18 protein-coding genes and 1 pseudogene are annotated in these 21,768 nt (G+C 52.9%); 12 read left to right on the forward strand and 7 right to left on the reverse strand.

Annotation, left to right across the window (positions count from 1 at the left end):
* Window position 1 precedes the first annotated feature (1 nt).
* From dtd to OGY19_RS15605, 5 genes are all read right to left on the reverse strand, one after another.
* On the reverse strand, window positions 2-439 hold the full coding sequence (gene dtd, locus OGY19_RS15585) for a D-aminoacyl-tRNA deacylase (RefSeq protein WP_003028671.1): 438 nt from the start codon (window positions 437-439) through the stop codon (window positions 2-4).
* Window positions 436-1,308, reverse strand: coding sequence for a virulence factor BrkB family protein (locus tag OGY19_RS15590; RefSeq protein ID WP_048214032.1), 873 nt, complete (start codon window positions 1,306-1,308; stop codon window positions 436-438). The genes dtd and OGY19_RS15590 overlap by 4 nt, the downstream gene beginning before the upstream one ends.
* On the reverse strand, window positions 1,302-1,901 hold the full coding sequence (gene yihX / locus OGY19_RS15595; RefSeq protein WP_115601212.1) for a glucose-1-phosphatase: 600 nt from the start codon (window positions 1,899-1,901) through the stop codon (window positions 1,302-1,304). The genes OGY19_RS15590 and yihX overlap by 7 nt, the downstream gene beginning before the upstream one ends.
* 105 nt (window positions 1,902-2,006) lie before the next feature.
* Window positions 2,007-2,810, reverse strand: a complete 804-nt coding sequence (locus OGY19_RS15600; RefSeq protein ID WP_003847907.1) for a DeoR/GlpR family DNA-binding transcription regulator — start codon at window positions 2,808-2,810, stop codon at window positions 2,007-2,009.
* Window positions 2,811-2,843: 33 nt separating this feature from the next.
* Window positions 2,844-3,740: a sugar kinase gene (locus tag OGY19_RS15605; RefSeq protein ID WP_115601213.1), complete on the reverse strand. Its 897-nt coding sequence runs from the start codon at window positions 3,738-3,740 to the stop codon at window positions 2,844-2,846.
* Between the two features lie 166 nt (window positions 3,741-3,906).
* Here OGY19_RS15605 and yihU point away from each other — a divergent pair, with 166 nt between their 5' ends.
* From yihU to ompL, 8 genes and pseudogenes are all read left to right on the forward strand, one after another.
* Window positions 3,907-4,803 carry a sulfolactaldehyde 3-reductase gene (yihU, locus tag OGY19_RS15610; protein WP_115601214.1) on the forward strand — a complete coding sequence of 299 codons (897 nt, stop codon included), beginning with the start codon at window positions 3,907-3,909 and terminating at the stop codon, window positions 4,801-4,803.
* Window positions 4,804-4,813: 10 nt separating this feature from the next.
* Entirely contained in the window at window positions 4,814-5,689 is an 876-nt protein-coding gene (yihT, locus tag OGY19_RS15615) for a sulfofructosephosphate aldolase (RefSeq protein WP_043018880.1), read from the forward strand.
* Between the two features lie 14 nt (window positions 5,690-5,703).
* Window positions 5,704-6,945 (forward strand): sulfoquinovose isomerase, encoded by a 1,242-nt coding sequence (gene yihS / locus OGY19_RS15620; RefSeq protein ID WP_061066948.1) that lies wholly within the window; start codon window positions 5,704-5,706, stop codon window positions 6,943-6,945.
* A gap of 18 nt (window positions 6,946-6,963) precedes the next feature.
* Window positions 6,964-7,806, forward strand: coding sequence for an aldose-1-epimerase (locus OGY19_RS15625; protein ID WP_115601215.1), 843 nt, complete (start codon window positions 6,964-6,966; stop codon window positions 7,804-7,806).
* A gap of 48 nt (window positions 7,807-7,854) precedes the next feature.
* Complete coding sequence (locus OGY19_RS15630) at window positions 7,855-9,891, forward strand: alpha-glucosidase (RefSeq protein ID WP_115601216.1); 2,037 nt, start codon at window positions 7,855-7,857, stop codon at window positions 9,889-9,891.
* A 45-nt stretch (window positions 9,892-9,936) separates the two neighbouring features.
* A pseudogene (locus OGY19_RS15635) lies at window positions 9,937-11,318 on the forward strand (MFS transporter).
* Window positions 11,319-11,364: 46 nt separating this feature from the next.
* Complete coding sequence (locus OGY19_RS15640; RefSeq protein ID WP_115601217.1) at window positions 11,365-12,786, forward strand: MFS transporter; 1,422 nt, start codon at window positions 11,365-11,367, stop codon at window positions 12,784-12,786.
* Window positions 12,787-12,852: 66 nt separating this feature from the next.
* Entirely contained in the window at window positions 12,853-13,545 is a 693-nt protein-coding gene (ompL, locus tag OGY19_RS15645; protein WP_003028643.1) for a porin OmpL, read from the forward strand.
* 70 nt (window positions 13,546-13,615) lie between these two features.
* On the opposite strand, the gene typA is transcribed toward ompL, so the two are convergent.
* On the reverse strand, window positions 13,616-15,439 hold the full coding sequence (gene typA / locus OGY19_RS15650; RefSeq protein WP_003028641.1) for a ribosome-dependent GTPase TypA: 1,824 nt from the start codon (window positions 15,437-15,439) through the stop codon (window positions 13,616-13,618).
* Window positions 15,440-15,818: 379 nt separating this feature from the next.
* Here typA and glnA point away from each other — a divergent pair, with 379 nt between their 5' ends.
* The 4 genes from glnA to OGY19_RS15670 all read left to right on the forward strand — a co-directional run bounded on the left by glnA (window position 15,819) and on the right by OGY19_RS15670 (window position 20,220).
* Window positions 15,819-17,228, forward strand: a complete 1,410-nt coding sequence (gene glnA / locus OGY19_RS15655) for a glutamate--ammonia ligase (RefSeq protein ID WP_003028638.1) — start codon at window positions 15,819-15,821, stop codon at window positions 17,226-17,228.
* A gap of 299 nt (window positions 17,229-17,527) precedes the next feature.
* Entirely contained in the window at window positions 17,528-18,577 is a 1,050-nt protein-coding gene (glnL, locus tag OGY19_RS15660; protein ID WP_005121842.1) for a nitrogen regulation protein NR(II), read from the forward strand.
* A gap of 10 nt (window positions 18,578-18,587) precedes the next feature.
* Complete coding sequence (gene glnG, locus OGY19_RS15665; RefSeq protein ID WP_048214050.1) at window positions 18,588-19,997, forward strand: nitrogen regulation protein NR(I); 1,410 nt, start codon at window positions 18,588-18,590, stop codon at window positions 19,995-19,997.
* Window positions 19,998-20,109: 112 nt separating this feature from the next.
* Window positions 20,110-20,220, forward strand: coding sequence for a YshB family small membrane protein (locus OGY19_RS15670; protein WP_086523820.1), 111 nt, complete (start codon window positions 20,110-20,112; stop codon window positions 20,218-20,220).
* 89 nt (window positions 20,221-20,309) lie between these two features.
* Here the strand turns inward: OGY19_RS15670 and hemN are convergent, their stop codons facing one another.
* Window positions 20,310-21,683 carry an oxygen-independent coproporphyrinogen III oxidase gene (gene hemN, locus OGY19_RS15675; protein ID WP_115601219.1) on the reverse strand — a complete coding sequence of 458 codons (1,374 nt, stop codon included), beginning with the start codon at window positions 21,681-21,683 and terminating at the stop codon, window positions 20,310-20,312.
* Between the last annotated feature and the right edge of the window lie 85 nt (window positions 21,684-21,768).

Below are 21,768 nucleotides of genomic sequence, written 5' to 3' on the forward strand. Positions count from 1 at the left end.
TTCATACTTGTAACCAGAACGTCACGGGGCCATCATTTACCAGCGAAACCTGCATATCAGCAGCGAATCGCCCGGTTTGCGTATTCATTTCCTGTTGGCGGCAACGCTCAACAAAGTACTCATACAGCGCTTCTGCCCGCTCGGGCGCTGCGCCTTTCGAAAACCCCGGGCGCATGCCGCGTTCGGTATCTGCCGCCAGCGTAAACTGTGAAACCACCAGCACGCTGCCGCCTGACTGCTGCACGTTGAGGTTCATTTTGCCTTCGGCATCGCTAAAGATTCGATAGCCGAGTACGCGCTCGCACAGGCGGTTCGCTTTCTGTTCGTCATCATCCCTTTCGACACCTAACAGGACCAAAAGTCCTGGGCCAATTTCACCCGTCACCTCGCCCTCCACGGTGACGCTGGCACGGGTTACGCGCTGAATTAATGCAATCATGGTTGCTCTGCTTCTTCTTGTTCTGCGGCTTGTTTAAGTTTGCGGTATTCCCCGAGAGTGACAGTTATTTCCGCGCCTAGCAAGACGATACACCACGTCCAGTAAACCCAGACGAATAAAATGGGGATCACCGCCAGGACGCCGTAAATGAGCTGATAAGACGGGAACATCGTGATGTAGAGCGCAAATCCTTTCTTCCCGGCTTCGAACAACACGGCGGCCACAAAAGCGCCAATCACCGCATCACGATTAGGGACGCGCGTAGTCGGTACAATGCTGTAGAGGAGCCAGAATGAGAGCCAGGAAAGCACCAGCGGGAAAATACGCAGGACGTTATCAATCACCGTGTTAAGATCGCTGGCCCAGCGCAATGACAACAGATAAGAGCTGATCGCCAGACTGGCTCCCGCCAGCAGCGGCCCCAGCGTTAAAATCATCCAGTAGACGGCGAAAGAGTAAACTTTGGGACGCGTGCGCCTGCTGCGCCAGATAGTATTCAGCGCGTTATCAATGGCATACATCAGCAATAATGCTGTGACAATCAGCCCGCATGCCCCAACGGCCGTCATTTTGTTCGAGTTGGCGACAAACTGTTCGATATAACGTTGAATGACGTCTCCCGTCGCCGGGATAAAGTTTGCGAAAATAAAATGACGTAACTGGACACTGACGTCGGAAAACATCGGAAATGCGGCGAAAAGCGCAAATACAACGGCAATAAGCGGCACTAATGAGAGCAATGAAACGTAGGCAAGATTCCCTGCCAGCGTCGTCATGTTGTCCTCATCAATCCGCTGCCATAGTAGCTTCAACCAGTCTCGTACAGGACGCGTATGATGCCTGGCCTGTTGCCGAACATTTTTTAGCATAACAACGTCGCGAAATAGTCAGGAATCGTCTTTTTATCGACGATCTGGATACTGGTGATCCCTAACCGGTTAGCCCCTTCAATATTATCGGCGTTATCATCAAAAAAGACCGCATCGTGCGCAGAAAAACCTTCAGACTGCAGGACGTGCTGGTAAATCCGCGCTTCCGGTTTACGCATGCCCAGGTCCTGGGAAAGATAAATATGGTCAGCAGCCTGACGGATCTCGGGGTATTCATCCGGCCAAAACGTGGTGTGCAGGCGGTTAGTATTTGATAACACAACGACACGATGCCCCTGCTCACGCAGCTTATGCATGATGTCGATAACCTCAGGGCGCAAGGCGACAAACACGGCCTGCCAGCCGTGAGAGAACTGCTCGTAACTTAGCGGCAGCGCCATCTCATGACATAGCGCCTCGGCAAAGGCTTCATCCGTTATTTCACCTCGCTCGTGCTGGTGAAAAGCCTCCCCCATGGTGAAACTTTGCTTTAGCGAAGCCAACGGTACACGACTTAGATCGCTCCATGTGCCCAACACGCGGTTGAAGTCGATATCGACAATCACATTACCCAAATCAAAGATATAGAGCATGCCCTTCTCCTTATTCGCCGTGGATGAATAACTGTAGCGGGAAAGGAGAAGTTTGACTATGCGAGAGTGATGGCGGCGAAGTTATCGGGCCATCATTGGGAAGAATTACACGGCCAGAGCATCATCCTGTGAAGGACTCACCTGCACAATTTCTACCTGCTGTGACTGGAGTAAATTGTGCAATGCCGGACCTGGGTATTCATCAGTAAACAGCGCAGTCACCTGAGACACGTTACCAATTTCTACCGCGGCAGAAGCCGTATATTTCGTATGATCCGCTGCCAGCAGAATGTGTCTTGAATGGGACATCATCGTTTTCACTACGCTGGCCTCGTTAACATCAAACTCCAGCAGCGCGCCGTCACTTTCAATCGCGCCAACGCTGGTAACCAGGTAGTCGGCCCGAAAATCAGCGACAAATGCCGAGGCAGAAGGACCAATGATGCCGCTGTTGTGCGGGCGTAACGTTCCCCCCGGCACCATGACTTCAAAACGCGGATTGTTATACAGAATATGCGCCACGCGCAGGCTGTTGGTGATGATGCGCAAATGGTTATGGTTTAACAGCGCGCGGGCCACCTGCTCCACGGTGGTGCCTATGGTAATAAACACCGTCGAACCGTCAGGAATATAGTCAGCCACCGCCTCCGCGATGGCTTTCTTCTCTTCCGTCCACGAGACTTCACGCTGCTCAAACGCCGTATTCACCACGCTGGAGGCTCTGCCCGCCCCACCATGATGACGCGTAATTAATCCCTGCTCGCTGAGTTTACGAATATCACGACGCACGGTCTGCGTGGACACGTCCAGCAGGCTGGCCAGCTCGTCGATATTCATATAACCGCGCTCGCTAATCAGCATCAACAGCTGATCGTGCCGCGGGTTACCGGTCAGTTCGGTAAGACTCATGAAATTTCCTCGAAAAACCATTGCCCTGGCATTTTATACAAAAAGTGACAGAAAAGATCGGGTTTGATCACAGTCAGGGATTCCAGCCCTTCCTCCCGGACGCGTGCATTTTAGCGCAGCAACCCCACTGGCGAACCTGACCGCGTCTTCCGGGGCATCACCACCCGCCAGGCTGAATGCAAGCGCACCGTGGAAAACATCCCCAGCTCCCGTAGTATCCACAACATCGACTTTAAATCCAGATTGATGCTGCAACGTATTATTTTTTATCCAGTCACAGCCCTCACTGCCACGCGTCACATAAACATGACCATTTGTGAGCGTTTGCGATTTTTTTAGTCCAACGACAGGATCGGTTATCCCGGTTAAACGCGCCAGACCCGGTTCAGAGAACGCCGCATGATCGCTCAACGCCACCAGCTCACTGATATCTTGTGGCGTGACGTCACCATCCAGTACCGTCATCACTCCCGCCCGACGCGCCAGCGTGAACGCCTGCCTGGCGCCTTCGTGCCAGCGAACATCCGCCAGAACCACATCCCACTGAGAAAAATCGATCTCGTTGAGCCAGTCAGCGTCATGCAGTAAGTCCGGGCTGGGGTAGTTAACGATAATACGCTCCCCTTGCGCATCCACCATAATCGCCGATTGTGAAGACTTTGCCCCCGTATAGCGCCGGGTGTAGCGGGTGTTTACCCCCAGGGATTCCAGCTCCGCCAGCAGGCTGTTTCCGGTGTCGTCATCGCCCACACGGCCAATAAAGTCCACCTGCGCGCCCAGCTTCGCTGCAGCCACTGCGGCCGTTGCAGCAGGCCCGCCGCCCACTTCGGTATAGCGCTTCGCCACATATTTACCTCCTTCAGTCGGTAAACCTTCTACGTAATAGATGCGATCCATCACGGTAATACCCACACAAGCAACACGAATCATGGTCATTCCTTAGGCGTTTCAAGATGTGATCATTTTAATTTCACAAAATGTTTAAAAAGTGACGGCTGTCAATTTTTTGACCATAAATTACAAATACGATCAAAAACAGACAAAAACAAACGACCTTAAATGACAAAAAATGACATCCACGTCTCAGGAGAACGTTATGGCAGTTATAGCATTTATCGGATTAGGTCAGATGGGTTCACCCATGGCGAGCAACTTGCTGAAGCAGGGTCATCAACTCAGCGTCTTTGACGTTAACCCGGATGCCGTTCAGCGCCTGGTGGAAAAAGGAGCCCAACCTGCCAACAGCCCGGCTCAGGCAGCAAAAGGGGCAGAATTTGTTATCACAATGCTGCCAAACGGCGATCTGGTGCGCAGCGTACTGTTCGGTGAGCAGGGTATCTGCGAAAACCTCTCCCCGCAGGCATTAGTGATTGATATGTCGACTATTCACCCACTGCAAACCGACAAACTGATCGCCGATATGCGTGACAAAGGCTTCGACATGATGGATTGCCCGGTTGGACGTACCTCCGATCACGCTATCGCAGGAACGCTGTTGCTGCTGGCAGGTGGAACGGCACAGCAGGTAGAACGCGCCACACCGGTTCTGATGGCGATGGGCAATGAATTGATCAACGCAGGCGGTCCCGGTATGGGCATTCGCGTCAAGCTCATCAATAACTACATGAGCATCGCGTTAAACGCCCTGTCTGCCGAAGCCGCCGTGTTGTGCGAAGCGCTCGGCCTCTCCTTCGATGTGGCCTTGCAAGTCATGAGCGGCACTCCCGCCGGGAAAGGCCACTTCACTACCTCCTGGCCGAACAAAGTGCTGAAAGGCGATCTTTCCCCGGCCTTCATGATCGATTTAGCTCATAAGGATCTTGGCATCGCTCTGGACGTTGCCAACCAATTACACGTACCGATGCCGCTCGGCGCCGCCTCCCGCGAAGTCTATAACCAGGCGCGCGCCGCAGGTCGTGGCCGGGAAGACTGGACCGCCATTCTTGAACAGGTTCGCGCATCCGCCGGGCTAAATAAACACACAGATAAGTAAGGACTGAACAATGACGAAGTACACCCTGAAAGATATTACCCGCGCTTCCGGCGGTTTTGCCATGCTGGCAGTCGATCAGCGCGAAGCCATGCGCTTAATGTTTGCCGCAGCGGGTGCAAAATCCCCGGTCAATGACAGCGTGCTGACCGATTTCAAAGTCAATGCGGCAAAGATCCTGTCCCCCTATGCCTCCGCCATTCTGGTGGATCAGCAGTTCTGCTACCGCCAGGTAGTAGAGCAAAACGCGGTAGCCAAAAGCTGCGCCATGATTGTGGCCGCTGATGAGTTTATTCCGGGTAACGGAATTCCGGTCGATAGCGTAGTGATTGATAAAAAAATCAACCCGCAGGCTGTGAAGCAAGATGGTGCCAAGGCTCTCAAACTGCTGGTGCTGTGGCGTAGCGATGAAGATGCCCAACAGCGTCTGGACATGGTGAAAGAATTCAATGAGCTATGCCATTCCAATGGGCTGCTGAGCATCATCGAGCCGGTTGTTCGCCCACCGCGTCGTGGCGATAAGTTCGATCGCGAACAGGCCATCATCGATGCCGCAAAAGAGCTGGGCGACAGCGGTGCCGATCTCTACAAGGTCGAAATGCCGCTGTACGGCAAAGGAACCCAACAGGAATTGCTTAGCGCCTCTCAGCGCCTGAATGAAAACATCAACATGCCGTGGGTCATTCTCTCCTCTGGTGTGGATGAAAAACTGTTCCCACGCGCGGTCAGCGTAGCAATGACCGCAGGCGCATCCGGCTTCCTGGCCGGGCGTGCGGTCTGGTCATCCGTTGTGGGCCTGCCGGATACCGAACTGATGCTGCGTGATGTTTCCGCACCGAAGTTGCAGCGTCTGGGCGATATCGTCGACGAAATGATGGCCCGCCGCTAATAGAGGATCAAAGCATGAAATGGTTTAACACCCTAAGCCACAACCGCTGGCTGGAACAAGAAACCGATCGCATCTTTAACTTTGGTAAGAACGCGGCGGTGCCCACTGGGTTTGGTTGGTTAGGAAACAGTGGTCAGGTCAGAGCGGATATGGGAACACATCTGTGGATCACCGCCCGCATGCTGCACGTCTATTCCGTTGCCGCCTCCATGGGTCGCCCAGGTGCATATCAACTCGTCGACCACGGCATTAAGGCGCTGAACGGCGCGCTACGCGACACACGCTACGGCGGTTGGTACGCCTGCGTCAATGACGAAGGCGTGATGGATGCCTCCAAACAGGGCTATCAGCATTTCTTCGTTTTACTTGGCGCGGCAAGCGCGGTCACTACCGGTCATCCACAGGCCAGGAAATTGCTGGATGATGCCATCGAGGTGATAGAGAAGTACTTCTGGAGCGAAGACGAACAAATGTGCCTGGAGTCCTGGGACGAAGCCTTCAGCCAGACAGAAGATTATCGCGGCGGCAACGCTAACATGCACGCGGTCGAGGCTTTCCTGATCGTGTATGACGTGACTCATGACCGTAAATGGCTCGATCGCGCACTGCGTATCGCTTCGGTGATTATTCACGACGTGGCCCGTAGCGGGGAGTACCGCGTCAACGAGCACTTCGATTCACAGTGGAATCCAATCCGCGATTACAACAAAGACAACCCAGCTCACCGTTTCCGCGCCTACGGTGGCACGCCGGGTCACTGGATCGAGTGGGGCCGCCTGATGCTGCATCTACATGCCGCGCTGGAAGCTCGCTTCGAAACGCCGCCTGCCTGGCTGCTGGAAGATGCAAAAGGACTTTTCCACGCCACTATCCGCGACGCCTGGGCACCGGACGGCGCAGACGGTTTTGTCTATTCGGTGGATTGGGACGGCACACCGATCGTTCGCGAAAGAGTGCGCTGGCCGATAGTCGAAGCGATGGGCACCGCCTACGCCCTGTACACCCTCACAGGCGACAGCCAGTACGAAGCCTGGTACCAGAAATGGTGGGATTACTGCATCACCTACCTGATGGATTACGAGACCGGTTCATGGTGGCAGGAGCTGGACACCGATAACAAGGTGACCACCAAAGTCTGGGACGGCAAGCAGGACATTTATCACCTGCTGCACTGCCTGGTGATCCCGCGTCTGCCGCTGGCTCCGGGCCTTGCTCCGGCTGTTGCCGCCGGTCTGCTGGATATCAACGCTAAATAAGTAACAAGGTGGGCTGCCATGCATAGCGGTGGAAAAACCATTCATCTTCAGGCCGGACACTACCAGGCGAAAATCGTCACGGTTGGCGCTGGGCTAGCAGAATTGACGCACCGTGGGCGTCATATCGTTATTCCCCACAAACCGGAAGAAATGCCGCTGGCACACTTAGGGAAAGTGTTAATCCCCTGGCCAAACCGCGTTGTAGACGGCAGCTATCACTATAACGGCAAGGATTACCAGCTTGCCGTTAACGACTCAGTTTCACATACCGCCATTCATGGATTACTGGCCTGGCGGGACTGGCAGATTAACCAGCAGTCGGTATCGGAAGTGTCGCTGACGATTTTTCTGCCGCCTTCTTATGGTTATCCCTTCGCGCTGGTTTCAGAGGTGATTTACCGACTGGAGGCAACCCGTGGACTGCACGTTTTTATCCACACACAGAATGTGGGGGACGAAATCGTGCCGTATGGCGCGGGAGCACATCCCTACTTGACCTGCAATCTGCAACCCATTGATGACTGTGAATTAACACTCCCGGTGAGTGAAGAAACATGTGATGAACGATATTTCACCACGCCGCAACGCATTGCGCAGACCGCTATCGACCATACGTTCAGGACTCTGCCACCTGACGATGAGTGGGAAGTCAGGATGACCAGCCCATCGCAAAACATGTCCACTTTTTTACGCAGCCACCAACCCTGGTTGCAAGTGTATACCGGCGAAAAATTAGCACGGCGTGGCCTGGCGGTTGAACCGATGACCTGCCCGCCAGACGCCTTTAACTCCGGAATTAGCCTGATTCATCTCGCGCCCGGAGAACAACATCAGATGCATTTTTTAATCGGCAGTGAATAACAGATTTCCGACAAATTACCGAATTACCCTATTTTTACGGAGACAATAATGAATTCGCTACAACAACGGTCAACCGCCTTAGAACTCACATCATTACCTGATGGATTTGCTTTAACGTACCACCAGCGCCTGATTTTACGCCACAGCACAGAAAACCCCTGCCTGTGGATCGGCGCTGGTGTTGCCGACATTGACATGTTTCGCGGCAACTTCAGCATTAAAGACAAGCTCAATGAGAAAATTGCCCTGACCGACGCCACGGTCAGCGAGTCGCCTGACGGCTGGCGGGTGCATTTCAGCCGCGGTGATACCATCAACGCCACGCTGCATATTTCTACCGATGAACAAGGTCGCCTGAAGCTGGATCTGCACAACGGCGATCTCAACCATAACCGCATTTGGCTGCGACTGGCCGCTAATCCAGACGATCATATCTACGGCTGCGGCGAACAGTTCTCTTACTTCGACTTACGCGGTAAACCTTTCCCGCTGTGGACCAGCGAACAGGGCGTGGGCCGAAACAAAAACAGCTATGTCACCTGGCAAGCCGACTGTAAAGAGAACGCCGGCGGCGACTACTACTGGACCTTCTTCCCGCAACCGACCTTCGTCAGCACGCAGAAGTACTACTGCCACGTTGATAACAGTTGCTATATGAATTTCGACTTCAGCGCGCCGGAGTATCACGAACTGGCGCTGTGGGAGGACAAAACCACCCTGCGTTTTGAATGCGCTGATACCTACATCTCTCTGCTGGAAAAATTGACTGCACTGTTAGGACGCCAGCCGGAGCTGCCGGACTGGATCTACGATGGCGTCACGCTCGGTATTCAGGGCGGTACTGAGGTTTGCCAGAGCAAACTGGACACCATGCGTAACGCAGGCGTGAAAGTAAACGGCATCTGGGCGCAGGACTGGTCTGGCATCCGTATGACCTCCTTTGGCAAGCGCGTGATGTGGAACTGGAAATGGAACAGCGACAATTATCCGCAGTTGGATAGCCGTATTAAGCAGTGGAAAGAAGAAGGCGTGCAGTTCCTCTCCTACATCAACCCGTATGTTGCCAGCGATAAAGATCTCTGTGCCGAAGCGGCCAAACACGGTTATCTGGCGAAAGATGCATCCGGCGGCGATTACCTCGTAGAGTTTGGCGAGTTTTACGGCGGCGTGGTCGATCTGACCAACCCGGAAGCCTACGACTGGTTCAAAGAGGTCATCAAGAAAAACATGATCGAACTGGGCTGCGGCGGCTGGATGGCGGATTTTGGCGAATACCTGCCGACAGATACGTATCTGCACAACGGCGTCAGCGCCGAGATCATGCACAACGCCTGGCCCGCACTGTGGGCGAAATGTAACTACGAAGCGCTACAGGAGACCGGCAAACTCGGCGAGATCCTGTTCTTTATGCGTGCGGGTTACACCGGTAGCCAGAAATACTCCACCATGATGTGGGCGGGCGATCAGAACGTGGACTGGAGCCTTGACGACGGTCTGGCTTCCGTCGTTCCTGCGGCGCTGTCGCTGGCGATGACCGGTCACGGCCTGCACCACAGCGATATCGGCGGCTACACCACGTTGTTTGACATGAAACGCAGCAAAGAACTGCTGCTGCGCTGGTGTGACTTCAGCGCCTTCACGCCGATGATGCGCACCCACGAAGGTAACCGCCCAGGCGATAACTGGCAGTTTGATGGTGATGCTGAAACCATCGCCCACTTTGCACGAATGACCACCGTGTTTACCACCCTGAAACCGTATCTCAAACAGGCCGTCGCGCAAAACAGCGCTACCGGTCTGCCGGTGATGCGCCCGCTGTTCCTGCATTACGAAGACGATGCGCGGACCTATACCCTGAACTATCAGTACCTGCTGGGACAAGATCTGCTGGTTGCGCCGGTTCACGAGCAAGGCAAGTCCGACTGGACCCTGTATCTGCCGGAAGATAGCTGGATAAATGTCTGGACCGGGGAAACCTATCAGGGCGGTGAAATTACCGTGGATGCGCCTATTGGCAAGCCTCCGGTGTTTTATCGCGCGAAGAGTGAATGGGCGTCACTGTTTGCCACTTTACGCAACATCTAATACGGCTCGCCCGTGGGGAGACTCACGGGCACATGGAGAATAATAATGAGTCAGACCTCTTCTAATCCGGCAACCCTACGCTTGCCGTTCAAAGAAAAACTCGCCTATGGGATGGGTGATTTAGGTTCCAATATCCTGCTGGACATTGGTACGCTCTATTTACTCAAGTTTTATACCGATGTCCTTGGTTTACCTGGAACTTATGGCGGTATCATTTTCCTTATCGCCAAGTTTTTTACCGCGTTTACCGATATGGGGACTGGGATTATGCTCGACTCGCGCCGCAAAATCGGCCCGAAAGGCAAATTCCGCCCATTCGTTCTGTATGCCGCATTTCCAGTGACGCTGCTGGCGATTGCGAACTTTGTCGGTACACCATTTGAAGTCACCGGTAAAACGGTGATGGCAACGGTACTGTTTATGCTGTACGGACTGTTCTTCAGTATGATGAACTGCTCTTACGGTGCGATGGTCCCCGCGATCACCAAAAACCCGGACGAACGCGCCTCGCTGGCTGCCTGGCGACAGGGCGGAGCCACTCTTGGCCTGCTGCTGTGCACCGTCGGCTTTGTTCCAGTAATGAACCTGATCGAAGGCAACTCACAGTTGGGCTATATCTTCGCCGCCACCTTGTTCTCTCTGTTCGGCCTGCTGTTCATGTGGCTGTGCTATGCCGGGGTAAAAGAACGCTATGTGGAAGTGAAACCCGTTGATGCCGCGCAAAACCGGGATTGCTGCAATCCTTCCGCGCCATCGCAGGTAACCGCCCGCTGTTTATTCTGTGCGTTGCCAACCTTTGCACACTTGGCGCGTTTAACGTCAAGCTGGCGATTCAGGTCTATTACACCCAGTACGTACTGAACGACCCGATCCTCCTTTCCTGGATGGGCTTTTTCAGCATGGGCTGTATCTTCATCGGCGTCTTCTTAATGCCGGGAATGGTCAGGCGTTTCGGCAAGAAAAAGGTCTACATCGGCGGTTTGCTGATCTGGGTCGCGGGCGATCTGCTGAACTACTTCTTTGGCGGCGGCTCAGTCAGCTTTGTCGCCTTCTCCTGTCTGGCGTTCTTCGGCTCAGCATTCGTCAACAGCCTGAACTGGGCGCTGGTCTCCGACACGGTGGAATATGGCGAATGGCGTACCGGCGTTCGTTCGGAAGGAACGGTATACACCGGCTTCACTTTCTTTCGTAAAGTGTCACAAGCGCTGGCGGGATTCTTCCCCGGCTGGATGCTAACGCAAATCGGCTATGTCCCCAACGTGGTGCAATCTGCCAGTACGGTCGAAGGATTGCGTCAGCTGATCTTTATTTATCCCTGCGCGTTGGCGGTGATCACCATTGTAGCTATGGGCTGTTTCTACAACCTTAACGAGAAGATGTATGTCCGTATCGTTGAAGAGATAGAAGCGCGTAAACAAACCGTTTGATAATAATAATGAATAGCGCTCTACGGGGCGCTATTGAGGAGCGATTATGTCTTTTCATGATCCGCTAACGCTAAAACTGAGCCTGCGTGAAAAATTCGCCTACGGAGTGGGTGACTTCGGCTCAAATTTGATGCTGTGTATCGGCACGCTGTATCTGCTTAAATTTTATACCGATGAACTAGGGATGCCGGCCTGGTACGGTGGGATTATCTTTTTAGTAGCGAAGTTCTTCACCGCCTTCACCGATATTCTGACCGGCGTGTTGCTGGACTCAAGGCGTAATATTGGCGCAAAGGGGAAATTCAGACCCTTTATTTTGTATGCGTCATTTCCTGTCGCCGTCGTCGCCAGCGCGCAGTTTTTAGCGACAGGCTTTACGCTAACGGTGAAAACGGGGCTGGCAACGGTGTTGTTCATGCTGTTCGGCCTGTTCTATAGCCTGATGAACTGTTCCTACGGCGCGATGGTGCCTGCAATTACTAAAAATCCACATGAACGCGCTCAGCTCGCCGCCTGGCGTCAGGGCGGCGCTACCGTGGGCCTGTTACTGTGTACCGTTGGCTTTATGCCGATTCAGGCGCTATTTGTCAGTTCACCTTCGCTGGGTTATCTGATTGCCGCACTGCTCTTCTCTGTCTGCGGACTGTTCAGTATGTGGTGGTGCTTTAGCGGTGTGAAGGAACGCTATATCGAAATCGTGCCGGACCATCATAAGCCCAGTATTCTCAAATCGTTCTGCGCCATTTTCCGTAACCCCCCACTACTGGTGCTATGTGTTGCCAACTTGTGCACGCTGGCGGCATTCAACATTAAGCTTGCGATTCAGGTGTATTACACCCAGTACGTGCTCAACGATATACATCTACTATCGTGGATGGGTTTCTTCAGCATGGGGTGCATTCTGCTTGGGGTACTGCTGGTTCCCACAGCTGTAAAACGCTTCGGTAAAAAACAGGTTTACCTCGGCGGTCTGGCGCTATGGGCAATCGGCGATGTGCTGAACTTTTTCTGGGGCAGCACGTCATTTTTATTCGTGATGTTTTCTTGCATGGCCTTCTTCGGAACCGCTTTTGTTAACAGCCTGAACTGGGCGCTGGTTCCGGATACGGTCGATTATGGCGAATGGAAGACGGGGATCCGTGCGGAAGGCTCGGTATATACGGGTTATACCTTTTCGCGCAAAATTTCCGCGGCGCTCGCAGGCTTCCTGCCGGGTATTATGCTGACGCAAATCGGTTATATCCCCAACATTGCCCAGAGCGATGCTACCCTGCTCGGTTTGCGTCAACTCATTTTTCTCTGGCCTTGCGGACTTGCAATTATTGCAGCACTCACAATGGGCTTCTTTTATAAGCTCAACGAAACACGTTTTGCTTTTATTATTGAGGAAATCAGCCAACGGAAGAAAAACAACATCCAACCGGACCCGGTTGCCAATAAAAAGAATACCTCTGCTGTAAACGTATAAAAATAATAGCCGCCTATTCCATCTCAAGGGATGGCGGCCTCCCTACGCTTAAAAAATGGATTTATCATGAAAAAATTAACGACAATAATTTTCTTATCCTCTGTGGTATCAACCTCTGCTTTCGCTGGAGCCTATGTAGAAAACCGCGAAGCATATAACCTGGCGTCAGATCAAATAGAGGTCATGATGCGCGTCGGCTATAACTCTGATATGGGCGCAGGTATCATGCTCACCAACACCTACACGATGCAACGCAAGGATGAGCTAAAACACGGCTATAACGAAATAGAGGGCTGGTATCCGTTATTTAAACCGACAGATAAATTAACAATCCAACCTGGCGGGCTAATAAACGATAAGAGTATTGGTTCTGGCGGTGCTGTTTATCTGGATGTTAACTATAAATTTACACCATGGTTTAATCTTACCGTGCGTAATCGATATAACCATAATAACTACAGTTCAACCGACCTGAACGGCGACCTGGATAATAATGATACCTATGAAATAGGTAACTACTGGAACTTTGCCATTACCGATAAATTTTCCTATACCTTTGAACCGCACTATTTTATGCGAGTTAATGACTTCAATAGCAGCAACGGAAAAGATCATCACTGGGAAATTACCAATACCTTTAAGTATCGGATCAATGAACACTGGTTGCCCTACCTGGAATTACGCTGGTTAGATCGCAATGTTGAACCCTATCATCGCGAACAAAACCAGATTCGTGTTGGGGCAAAGTATTTCTTCTGATACTGCTGATGATAAAAAAAGCCGCTGATAATCAGCGGCTTTTTTATGCTTACCTGAGAAAGAGCGTTAATTACTCTTCTTTCGCGCCACGCATTGCACGGCGACGATCGTTTTCAGTCAGGTGACGCTTACGAATACGGATAGAGGTTGGAGTAACTTCTACCAGTTCGTCGTCATCGATGAATTCCAGAGCCTGCTCCAGAGTCATCTTAACCGGCGGAACCAGAACCGTCGCTTCGTCAGTACCGGACGCACGCATGTTGGTCAGTTTCTTACCGGTCAGGCAGTTTACAGTCAGGTCGTTAGAGCGGCTGTGAATACCGATGATCTGGCCTTCGTAAACTTCAGCACCGTGACCCAGGAACAGCTTACCGCGGTCCTGCAGGCTGAACAGTGCGAACGCAACTGCTTTACCCTGGCCGTTGGAGATCAGTACGCCGTTCTGACGCTGACCCACATCACCCGCACGAACATCGTCGTAGTGGCTGAAGGTGGAGTACAGCAGACCGGTACCGGAAGTCATGGTCATGAATTCTGAACGGAAGCCGATCAGACCACGGCTTGGGATCACGTAGTCAAGACGTACGCGGCCTTTGCCATCTGGATTCATGTTTTTCAGGTCGCCTTTACGCTCACCCAGAGCCTGCATGACAGAACCCTGGTGCTGCTCTTCGACGTCCAGCGTTACGTTTTCGAATGGCTCTTGTTTACGGCCATCGATTTCGCGGAAGATTACTTTCGGACGGGAAACCGCCATTTCGAAACCTTCACGACGCATGTTTTCAATCAGAACAGACAGGTGCAGCTCACCACGACCGGATACACGGAACGCATCCGCATCTTCGGTTTCTTCAACGCGCAGCGCAACGTTGTGCACCAGCTCTTTGTTCAGGCGGTCAAGGATCTGACGAGAGGTAACATATTTACCTTCTTTACCACAGAACGGAGAGGTGTTTACGCAGAAGAACATGGTTACGGTCGGTTCATCAACGGACAGAGCCGGCAGCGCTTCGACGTTCTGCGGATCGCAGATGGTGTCGGAGATGTTCAGTTCGCCCAGACCGGTGATCGCGATGATATCGCCTGCTTCGGCAATATCACTCTCGATACGTTCCAGACCCAGATGAGTCAGAACTTTACCGACTTTACCGTTACGGGTTTTGCCTTCGCTATCAATGATAGTGATCTGCTGGTTCGGTTTAACTTTACCGCGTTTAATGCGGCCGATGCCGATTACGCCAACGTAGTTGTTGTAGTCCAGCTGAGAGATTTGCATCTGCAGCGGGCCATCAAGGTCTACGTTCGGAGCCGGTACACGATCAACAATAGTCTGATACAGCGGAGTCATGTCTTCAGCCATATCTTCGTGATCCAGACCTGCGATACCGTTCAGCGCGGAAGCGTAAACGATCGGGAAGTCCAGCTGTTCGTCGGTAGCGTCGAGGTTAACGAACAGGTCGAATACCTGATCAACAACCCAGTCAGGACGCGCGCCAGGACGGTCAACTTTGTTGATAACAACAATTGGCTTCAGGCCATGGGCAAAGGCTTTTTTGGTCACGAAGCGCGTCTGCGGCATCGGACCATCCATTGCATCCACCACCAGCAGCACGGAGTCGACCATGGACATTACACGTTCAACTTCACCACCGAAGTCGGCGTGCCCCGGGGTATCAACGATGTTGATACGGTAGTCATTCCATTTGATAGCGGTGTTTTTAGCGAGGATGGTAATCCCACGCTCTTTCTCCAAATCGTTGGAGTCCATCACGCGCTCTTGGGTTTCAGCACGTGCATCGAACGTACCGGATTGTTGGAGCAGCTTGTCTACCAGGGTCGTTTTACCATGGTCTACGTGCGCGATGATGGCGATGTTACGCAAATTTTCGATCACAACTTTGCCTCAGGCATTTTAGAAATAGCGCGTTATTGTACACGGATTAATCGCAGTACAAAACAGGATCACAAACATCCTCCGCAAACAAGTATTGCAGAGTTTCTTTGTGATCACATTCACGGAGCGTTAAAAGGGGTAATCTGACATGCTTTGCACCAATATGGTGCTTAATGTTCACATTAAAGCACTATAATGGTGCAATACAACCTTCATGGTGCAGCCCCTTTGCACGATAGTGCGCATGATAACGCCTTTTAGGGGCAATTTAAAAGTTGGCACAGATTTCGCTTTATATTTTTTACGGCGACACGGCCAATTTTTGCAGAATTGAAGACTTCGTTACCACGACGACCATGACCAATCCGGGAGAGTAAGTATGTCCGCTGAACACGTTTTGACGATGCTGAACGAACACGAAGTGAAGTTTGTTGATTTGCGCTTCACTGATACCAAAGGTAAAGAACAGCACGTCACTATTCCTGCTCATCAGGTAAATGCCGAATTCTTTGAAGAAGGCAAAATGTTTGACGGCTCCTCAATCGGTGGCTGGAAAGGCATTAACGAATCAGACATGGTTCTGATGCCAGATGCGTCTACTGCACTCATCGACCCGTTCTATGAAGAGTCTACCCTGATCATCCGTTGCGATATCCTGGAACCCGGTACGCTGCAGGGCTATGACCGCGACCCGCGCTCCATCGCTAAACGCGCTGAAGAGTATCTGCGTTCTACCGGCATCGCAGACACCGTTCTGTTCGGGCCAGAGCCAGAATTCTTCCTGTTTGACGACATCCGTTTCGGCGCGTCTATTTCCGGTTCCCACGTGGCTATCGATGACATCGAAGGCGCATGGAACTCCTCCACCAAATACGAAGGTGGTAACAAAGGCCACCGTCCTGGTGTGAAAGGCGGTTACTTCCCGGTTCCTCCGGTAGATTCTTCTCAGGACATCCGTTCTACCATGTGTCTGATCATGGAAGAAATGGGCCTGGTTGTTGAAGCGCATCACCACGAAGTGGCGACCGCTGGCCAGAACGAAATCGCGACCCGCTTTAACACCATGACCAAAAAAGCGGACGAAATTCAGATCTACAAATACGTTGTGCACAACGTTGCGCACCGTTTCGGTAAAACCGCGACCTTTATGCCAAAACCGATGTTTGGCGATAACGGTTCCGGCATGCACTGCCACATGTCTCTGTCCAAGAACGGCGTAAACCTGTTCTCCGGTGACAAGTATGCGGGTCTGTCTGAGCAGGCGCTGTTCTACATCGGCGGCGTAATCAAACACGCTAAAGCGATCAACGCCCTGGCGAACCCGACCACTAACTCTTATAAGCGTCTGGTCCCAGGCTACGAAGCGCCGGTAATGCTGGCTTACTCTGCCCGTAACCGTTCTGCTTCCATCCGTATTCCGGTGGTTGCTTCTCCGAAAGCGCGTCGTATTGAAGTGCGTTTCCCGGACCCGGCTGCTAACCCGTACCTGTGCTTCGCAGCGCTGCTGATGGCTGGTCTTGACGGTATCAAGAACAAGATCCACCCGGGCGAAGCCATGGACAAAAACCTGTATGACCTGCCGCCGGAAGAAGCGAAAGAGATCCCACAGGTTGCAGGTTCTCTGGAAGAAGCACTGAAAGAACTGGATCTGGACCGTGAGTTCCTGACTGCAGGCGGCGTGTTCACCAATGAAGCGATTGATGCGTACATTACGCTGCGTCGCGAAGAAGATGACCGTGTGCGTATGACTCCGCACCCGGTAGAGTTTGAGCTGTACTACAGCGTTTAATTTAACTTTTACACTCTCACATAAAAACGTGCAGAGGATGTAATAACCAATGGATTTCTTGCTACAGCAAGGCAGCAATTGAGTGAATCCCCGGGAGCTTACATAAGTAAGTGACTAGGGTGAGCGAAAGCAGCCAACACAGCTGTCGGGAGAAAGACGAAGGTTTTAGTTGCCGTGGAACTTTTAGCCCATCCCAGGATGGGCTTTTTTCTCCACTAACAACCTGCTTTCTCGCGCTTTTTTGATGTAAAAAGCTATAATGCACTAAATTGGTGCAACACTTTTCAGGAGACTGCTGAATGGCAACCGGCACGCTGCCCGATGCTGGGCAGATCCTCAATTCTTTAATCAACAGCATTTTGCTCGTCGACGATGAGCTGGCGGTACATTACGCCAACCCGGCGGCACAGCAGCTGCTCGCCCAAAGCTCCCGCAAACTGTTTGGGACACCGCTTCCCGATCTGTTGAGTTATTTCTCCTTAAACATCGGACTGATGCGAGAGAGCCTGGAAGCAGGCCAGGGCTTTACGGATAACGAAGTGACGCTGGTGATAGACAGCCACTCACATATCCTCTCAGTGACCGCTCAGAGGCTGCCTGATGGCCTTATCCTGCTGGAGATGGCGCCAATGGATAACCAGCGCCGTCTGAGTCAGGAGCAGCTCCAGCACGCCCAGCAGATTGCCGCCCGCGATCTGGTGCGCGGTCTGGCGCACGAAATCAAGAACCCTTTAGGTGGATTACGCGGCGCAGCGCAGCTACTCAGCAAAGCGCTTCCGGACCCGGCGCTGACCGAATATACCAAAGTCATTATTGAGCAGGCCGACCGCCTGCGTAATCTGGTCGACCGTCTGCTGGGACCACAACAGCCTGGCATGCATGTCACGGAAAGTATTCACAAGGTGGCGGAGCGCGTGGTGGCGCTGGTCTCAATGGAGCTCCCGGAAAACGTCACGCTGATTCGTGATTACGACCCGAGTCTGCCCGAATTACTGCACGATCCGGACCAGATCGAGCAGGTTCTGTTAAACATCGTGCGCAATGCTTTACAGGCGTTGGGACCGGAAGGCGGCGAGATCATTCTGCGTACCCGCACCGCGTTTCAGCTCACGCTGCACGGCGTACGTTATCGCCTGGCGGCACGGATTGATGTTGAGGATAACGGTCCGGGTATTCCCTCGCATTTGCAGGACACGCTGTTCTACCCAATGGTCAGCGGTCGCGAAGGCGGTACCGGGCTTGGATTATCCATCGCCCGTAATTTAATTGATCAACATTCCGGCAAAATTGAATTTACCAGTTGGCCGGGTCATACCGAGTTCTCGGTTTACCTGCCTATCAGGAAATAAGGTGACGTTTATGCAACGAGGAATAGTCTGGGTCGTTGATGACGATAGTTCCATCCGTTGGGTGCTTGAACGTGCGCTCGCAGGGGCAGGGCTAAGCTGTACCACATTTGAAAGTGGTAAAGAGGTGCTGGACGCGCTGGCCAGCAAAACGCCTGACGTACTGTTGTCGGATATTCGCATGCCGGGCATGGACGGTCTGACGCTGTTAAAACAGATTAAACAGCGGCATCCGATGCTTCCGGTCATCATAATGACCGCACACTCCGATCTGGATGCTGCCGTCAGCGCCTACCAGCAAGGGGCGTTTGATTATCTGCCCAAACCTTTTGATATCGATGAAGCCGTGGCACTGGTCGAACGTGCCATCAGCCATTATCAGGAACAGCAGCAACCGCGCAATATTCAGATCAACGGCCCAACAACTGACATCATCGGCGAAGCGCCGGCAATGCAGGATGTCTTTCGCATAATTGGCCGACTGTCCCGGTCGTCAATCAGCGTATTGATTAACGGAGAGTCCGGGACCGGTAAAGAGCTGGTCGCCCATGCGTTGCATCGTCATAGCCCGCGCGTCAAAGCGCCCTTTATCGCGCTGAACATGGCGGCTATTCCGAAAGATTTGATCGAGTCTGAGCTGTTTGGCCATGAAAAAGGGGCGTTTACCGGGGCAAATACGATTCGCCAGGGGCGCTTTGAACAGGCTGACGGCGGTACGCTATTTCTCGATGAAATAGGTGATATGCCGCTGGACGTGCAAACGCGTTTACTGCGCGTATTAGCCGACGGGCAATTTTATCGCGTTGGCGGCTATGCGCCCGTGAAGGTGGACGTACGTATCATCGCCGCCACGCACCAGAATCTGGAACTGCGCGTACAGGAAGGCAAATTCCGCGAAGACTTATTCCATCGTCTGAACGTCATCCGCGTGCATCTGCCGCCGCTGCGTGAACGTCGGGAAGATATCCCCCGTCTGGCACGTCATTTCCTGCAGGAGGCCGCGCGCGAACTGGGCGTTGAAGCCAAACAATTACACCCGGAAACCGAGGCGGCGCTGACCCGTCTGGCCTGGCCGGGTAACGTGCGTCAGCTTGAGAACACCTGCCGCTGGTTAACCGTCATGGCCGCCGGGCAGGAAGTGCTGATTCAGGACTTACCGGCCGAACTGTTTGAAGCCAGCGTGCCCAATGCGCCTTCACACATGCAGCCGGACAGCTGGGCAACCCTGTTGGCACAGTGGGCAGACCGGGCCTTGCGTTCCGGTCATCAAAACCTGCTTTCTGAGGCTCAACCGGAGATGGAGCGCACGCTGTTGACCACCGCGCTACGTCATACCCAGGGGCACAAACAGGAAGCCGCACGCCTGCTTGGCTGGGGCCGTAATACCTTGACGCGTAAGTTAAAAGAACTCGGAATGGAGTGACGATTCGTCACTGTGTAAAGATTGATCATTGAGCGCAAACTGCTGCTATTTTGCGCTTTACTGTTCCGATGAGTTAAGTATGATCGTGCCCGGCAAACGGGGGGAAGTCATCATGCTGGAATCAATCATTAATCTGCTATCGAGCGGCTCAGTCGACAGCCACACGCCACAAACTGCGGTTGCCGCAGTGCTGTGTGCGGCGCTGGTTGGGCTGTTTAGCTGAAGGCGCGCCGGATGGCGCTAACGCTTATCCGGCCTACAGATTATCGCGACGTGTAGGCCCGGTAAGCGTAGCGCCACCGGGCAACCTGGTTAAATGACCCGTGAGAACTGCTGCATGCGTGCTTTCTGCCGCAGATAGGCATCAAAGCACATACAAATATTGCGGATCAGCAGGCGCCCCTTAGGCGTAACCTGAATCCCCTTCTCATCCACATCCACCAGCCCATCTTTCGCCAGTGGTGCCAGCAGTTTCAGGTCTTCGGCAAAATAATCAGCGAAGTTGAGATCCCATTGCTGTTCCACGGCGGCATAGTCGAGACGGAAGTTGCAGATCAAAAGCTTAATAACATCCCGACGAATGCAGTCGTCGCGGTTCAGCGTAATTCCGCGCCACAGTGCGTTCCCTTGCTCGTCGACCTGCTGGTAATAGTGCTTCAGCTCTTTCTGGTTCTGCGCGTAGCTGTCGCCAATCATGCTGATAGCCGATACGCCCATCCCCAGTAAATCAGTATCGCCCTGGGTGGTATAACCCTGGAAATTACGGTGCAGCACACCTTTGCGTTGAGCAATGGCCAGTTCATCATCCGGGCGGGCAAAGTGATCCATCCCAATGAACTGATAACCCGTTTCGGTCAGTGAAGAGATGGTCTCCTGCAGAATATCCAGCTTCTGCTGCGCGCTGGGCAGGTCAGCATCTTTAATCTTGCGTTGGGCAGCAAACAGCGTTGGCAGGTGCGCGTAGTTAAAGACGCTCAGACGGTCTGGATTCAGCTCAGACACGCGTTTCAGGGTGAAGGCGAAGCTTTCCGGTGTCTGTTTTGGCAGGCCATAAATCAGATCAATATTTGTTGAGGTAAAGCCAATCTCCCGCGCATGATTCAGCAGCGCAAAGATAAACTCCTCATCCTGCTCACGGTTCACCAGGCGCTGAACTTCTTTGTTGAAGTCCTGTACCCCCATGCTCAGGCGGTTAAAACCTTCAGCACGTAAATGATCGAGCACATCCAGCTCAATTTCGCGCGGATCAACTTCGATCGAGATTTCGGCGTCATCGTTAAAGTTGAAGTTACCACGCAGCAGCGACATCAAACGGCTGATTTGCGCTTTATTTAAGTAAGTTGGCGTACCGCCGCCCCAATGCAGTTGGCTGACATGGCGTCCGACGAACAGCGGAGCGCGGTGAATGATTTCTTGTTCCAGGGCATCGAGGTATTGATCGGCTTTATGCTGCTGGCGAGTCACAATCTTGTTGCAGCCACAGAAGTAGCACAGTTTGTGGCAGAACGGGATGTGAACGTATAGCGAGAGCGGACGCTCAGGATAACGCGCCACGGCCTTTAGAAATGCTTCTGTGCCGTAGTCTTCAGAAAACTCCAGCGCGGTCGGGTACGAGGTATATCGTGGCCCGGAATAGTTATATTTCTGGATCAGGGCCAGGTCCCAGTCTATTAGCTGCTCTGACATGCTCACTCCTTCCGATGGCGTCTCTGGCGGGTACGGCGTACCGGCTTAACCCCAGTGCGGGTGATGAGCCGGTTGCGCAGCCACT

The organism is Citrobacter sp. Cy070, from assembly GCF_030332245.1.
Lineage (GTDB): Bacteria > Pseudomonadota > Gammaproteobacteria > Enterobacterales > Enterobacteriaceae > Citrobacter > Citrobacter youngae.

Bases quoted from the DNA above. Each gene is read 5' to 3' on its own strand.
- dtd (WP_003028671.1), bottom strand. From the start codon at position 439: ATGATTGCATTAATTCAGCGCGTAACCCGTGCCAGCGTCACCGTGGAG.
- OGY19_RS15590 (WP_048214032.1), bottom strand. From the start codon at position 1,308: ATGCTAAAAAATGTTCGGCAACAGGCCAGGCATCATACGCGTCCTGTA.
- yihX (WP_115601212.1), bottom strand. From the start codon at position 1,901: ATGCTCTATATCTTTGATTTGGGTAATGTGATTGTCGATATCGACTTC.
- OGY19_RS15600 (WP_003847907.1), bottom strand. From the start codon at position 2,810: ATGAGTCTTACCGAACTGACCGGTAACCCGCGGCACGATCAGCTGTTG.
- OGY19_RS15605 (WP_115601213.1), bottom strand. From the start codon at position 3,740: ATGATTCGTGTTGCTTGTGTGGGTATTACCGTGATGGATCGCATCTAT.
- yihU (WP_115601214.1), top strand. From the start codon at position 3,907: ATGGCAGTTATAGCATTTATCGGATTAGGTCAGATGGGTTCACCCATG.
- yihT (WP_043018880.1), top strand. From the start codon at position 4,814: ATGACGAAGTACACCCTGAAAGATATTACCCGCGCTTCCGGCGGTTTT.
- yihS (WP_061066948.1), top strand. From the start codon at position 5,704: ATGAAATGGTTTAACACCCTAAGCCACAACCGCTGGCTGGAACAAGAA.
- OGY19_RS15625 (WP_115601215.1), top strand. From the start codon at position 6,964: ATGCATAGCGGTGGAAAAACCATTCATCTTCAGGCCGGACACTACCAG.
- OGY19_RS15630 (WP_115601216.1), top strand. From the start codon at position 7,855: ATGAATTCGCTACAACAACGGTCAACCGCCTTAGAACTCACATCATTA.
- OGY19_RS15640 (WP_115601217.1), top strand. From the start codon at position 11,365: ATGTCTTTTCATGATCCGCTAACGCTAAAACTGAGCCTGCGTGAAAAA.
- ompL (WP_003028643.1), top strand. From the start codon at position 12,853: ATGAAAAAATTAACGACAATAATTTTCTTATCCTCTGTGGTATCAACC.
- glnA (WP_003028638.1), top strand. From the start codon at position 15,819: ATGTCCGCTGAACACGTTTTGACGATGCTGAACGAACACGAAGTGAAG.
- glnL (WP_005121842.1), top strand. From the start codon at position 17,528: ATGGCAACCGGCACGCTGCCCGATGCTGGGCAGATCCTCAATTCTTTA.
- glnG (WP_048214050.1), top strand. From the start codon at position 18,588: ATGCAACGAGGAATAGTCTGGGTCGTTGATGACGATAGTTCCATCCGT.
- OGY19_RS15670 (WP_086523820.1), top strand. From the start codon at position 20,110: ATGCTGGAATCAATCATTAATCTGCTATCGAGCGGCTCAGTCGACAGC.
- hemN (WP_115601219.1), bottom strand. From the start codon at position 21,683: ATGTCAGAGCAGCTAATAGACTGGGACCTGGCCCTGATCCAGAAATAT.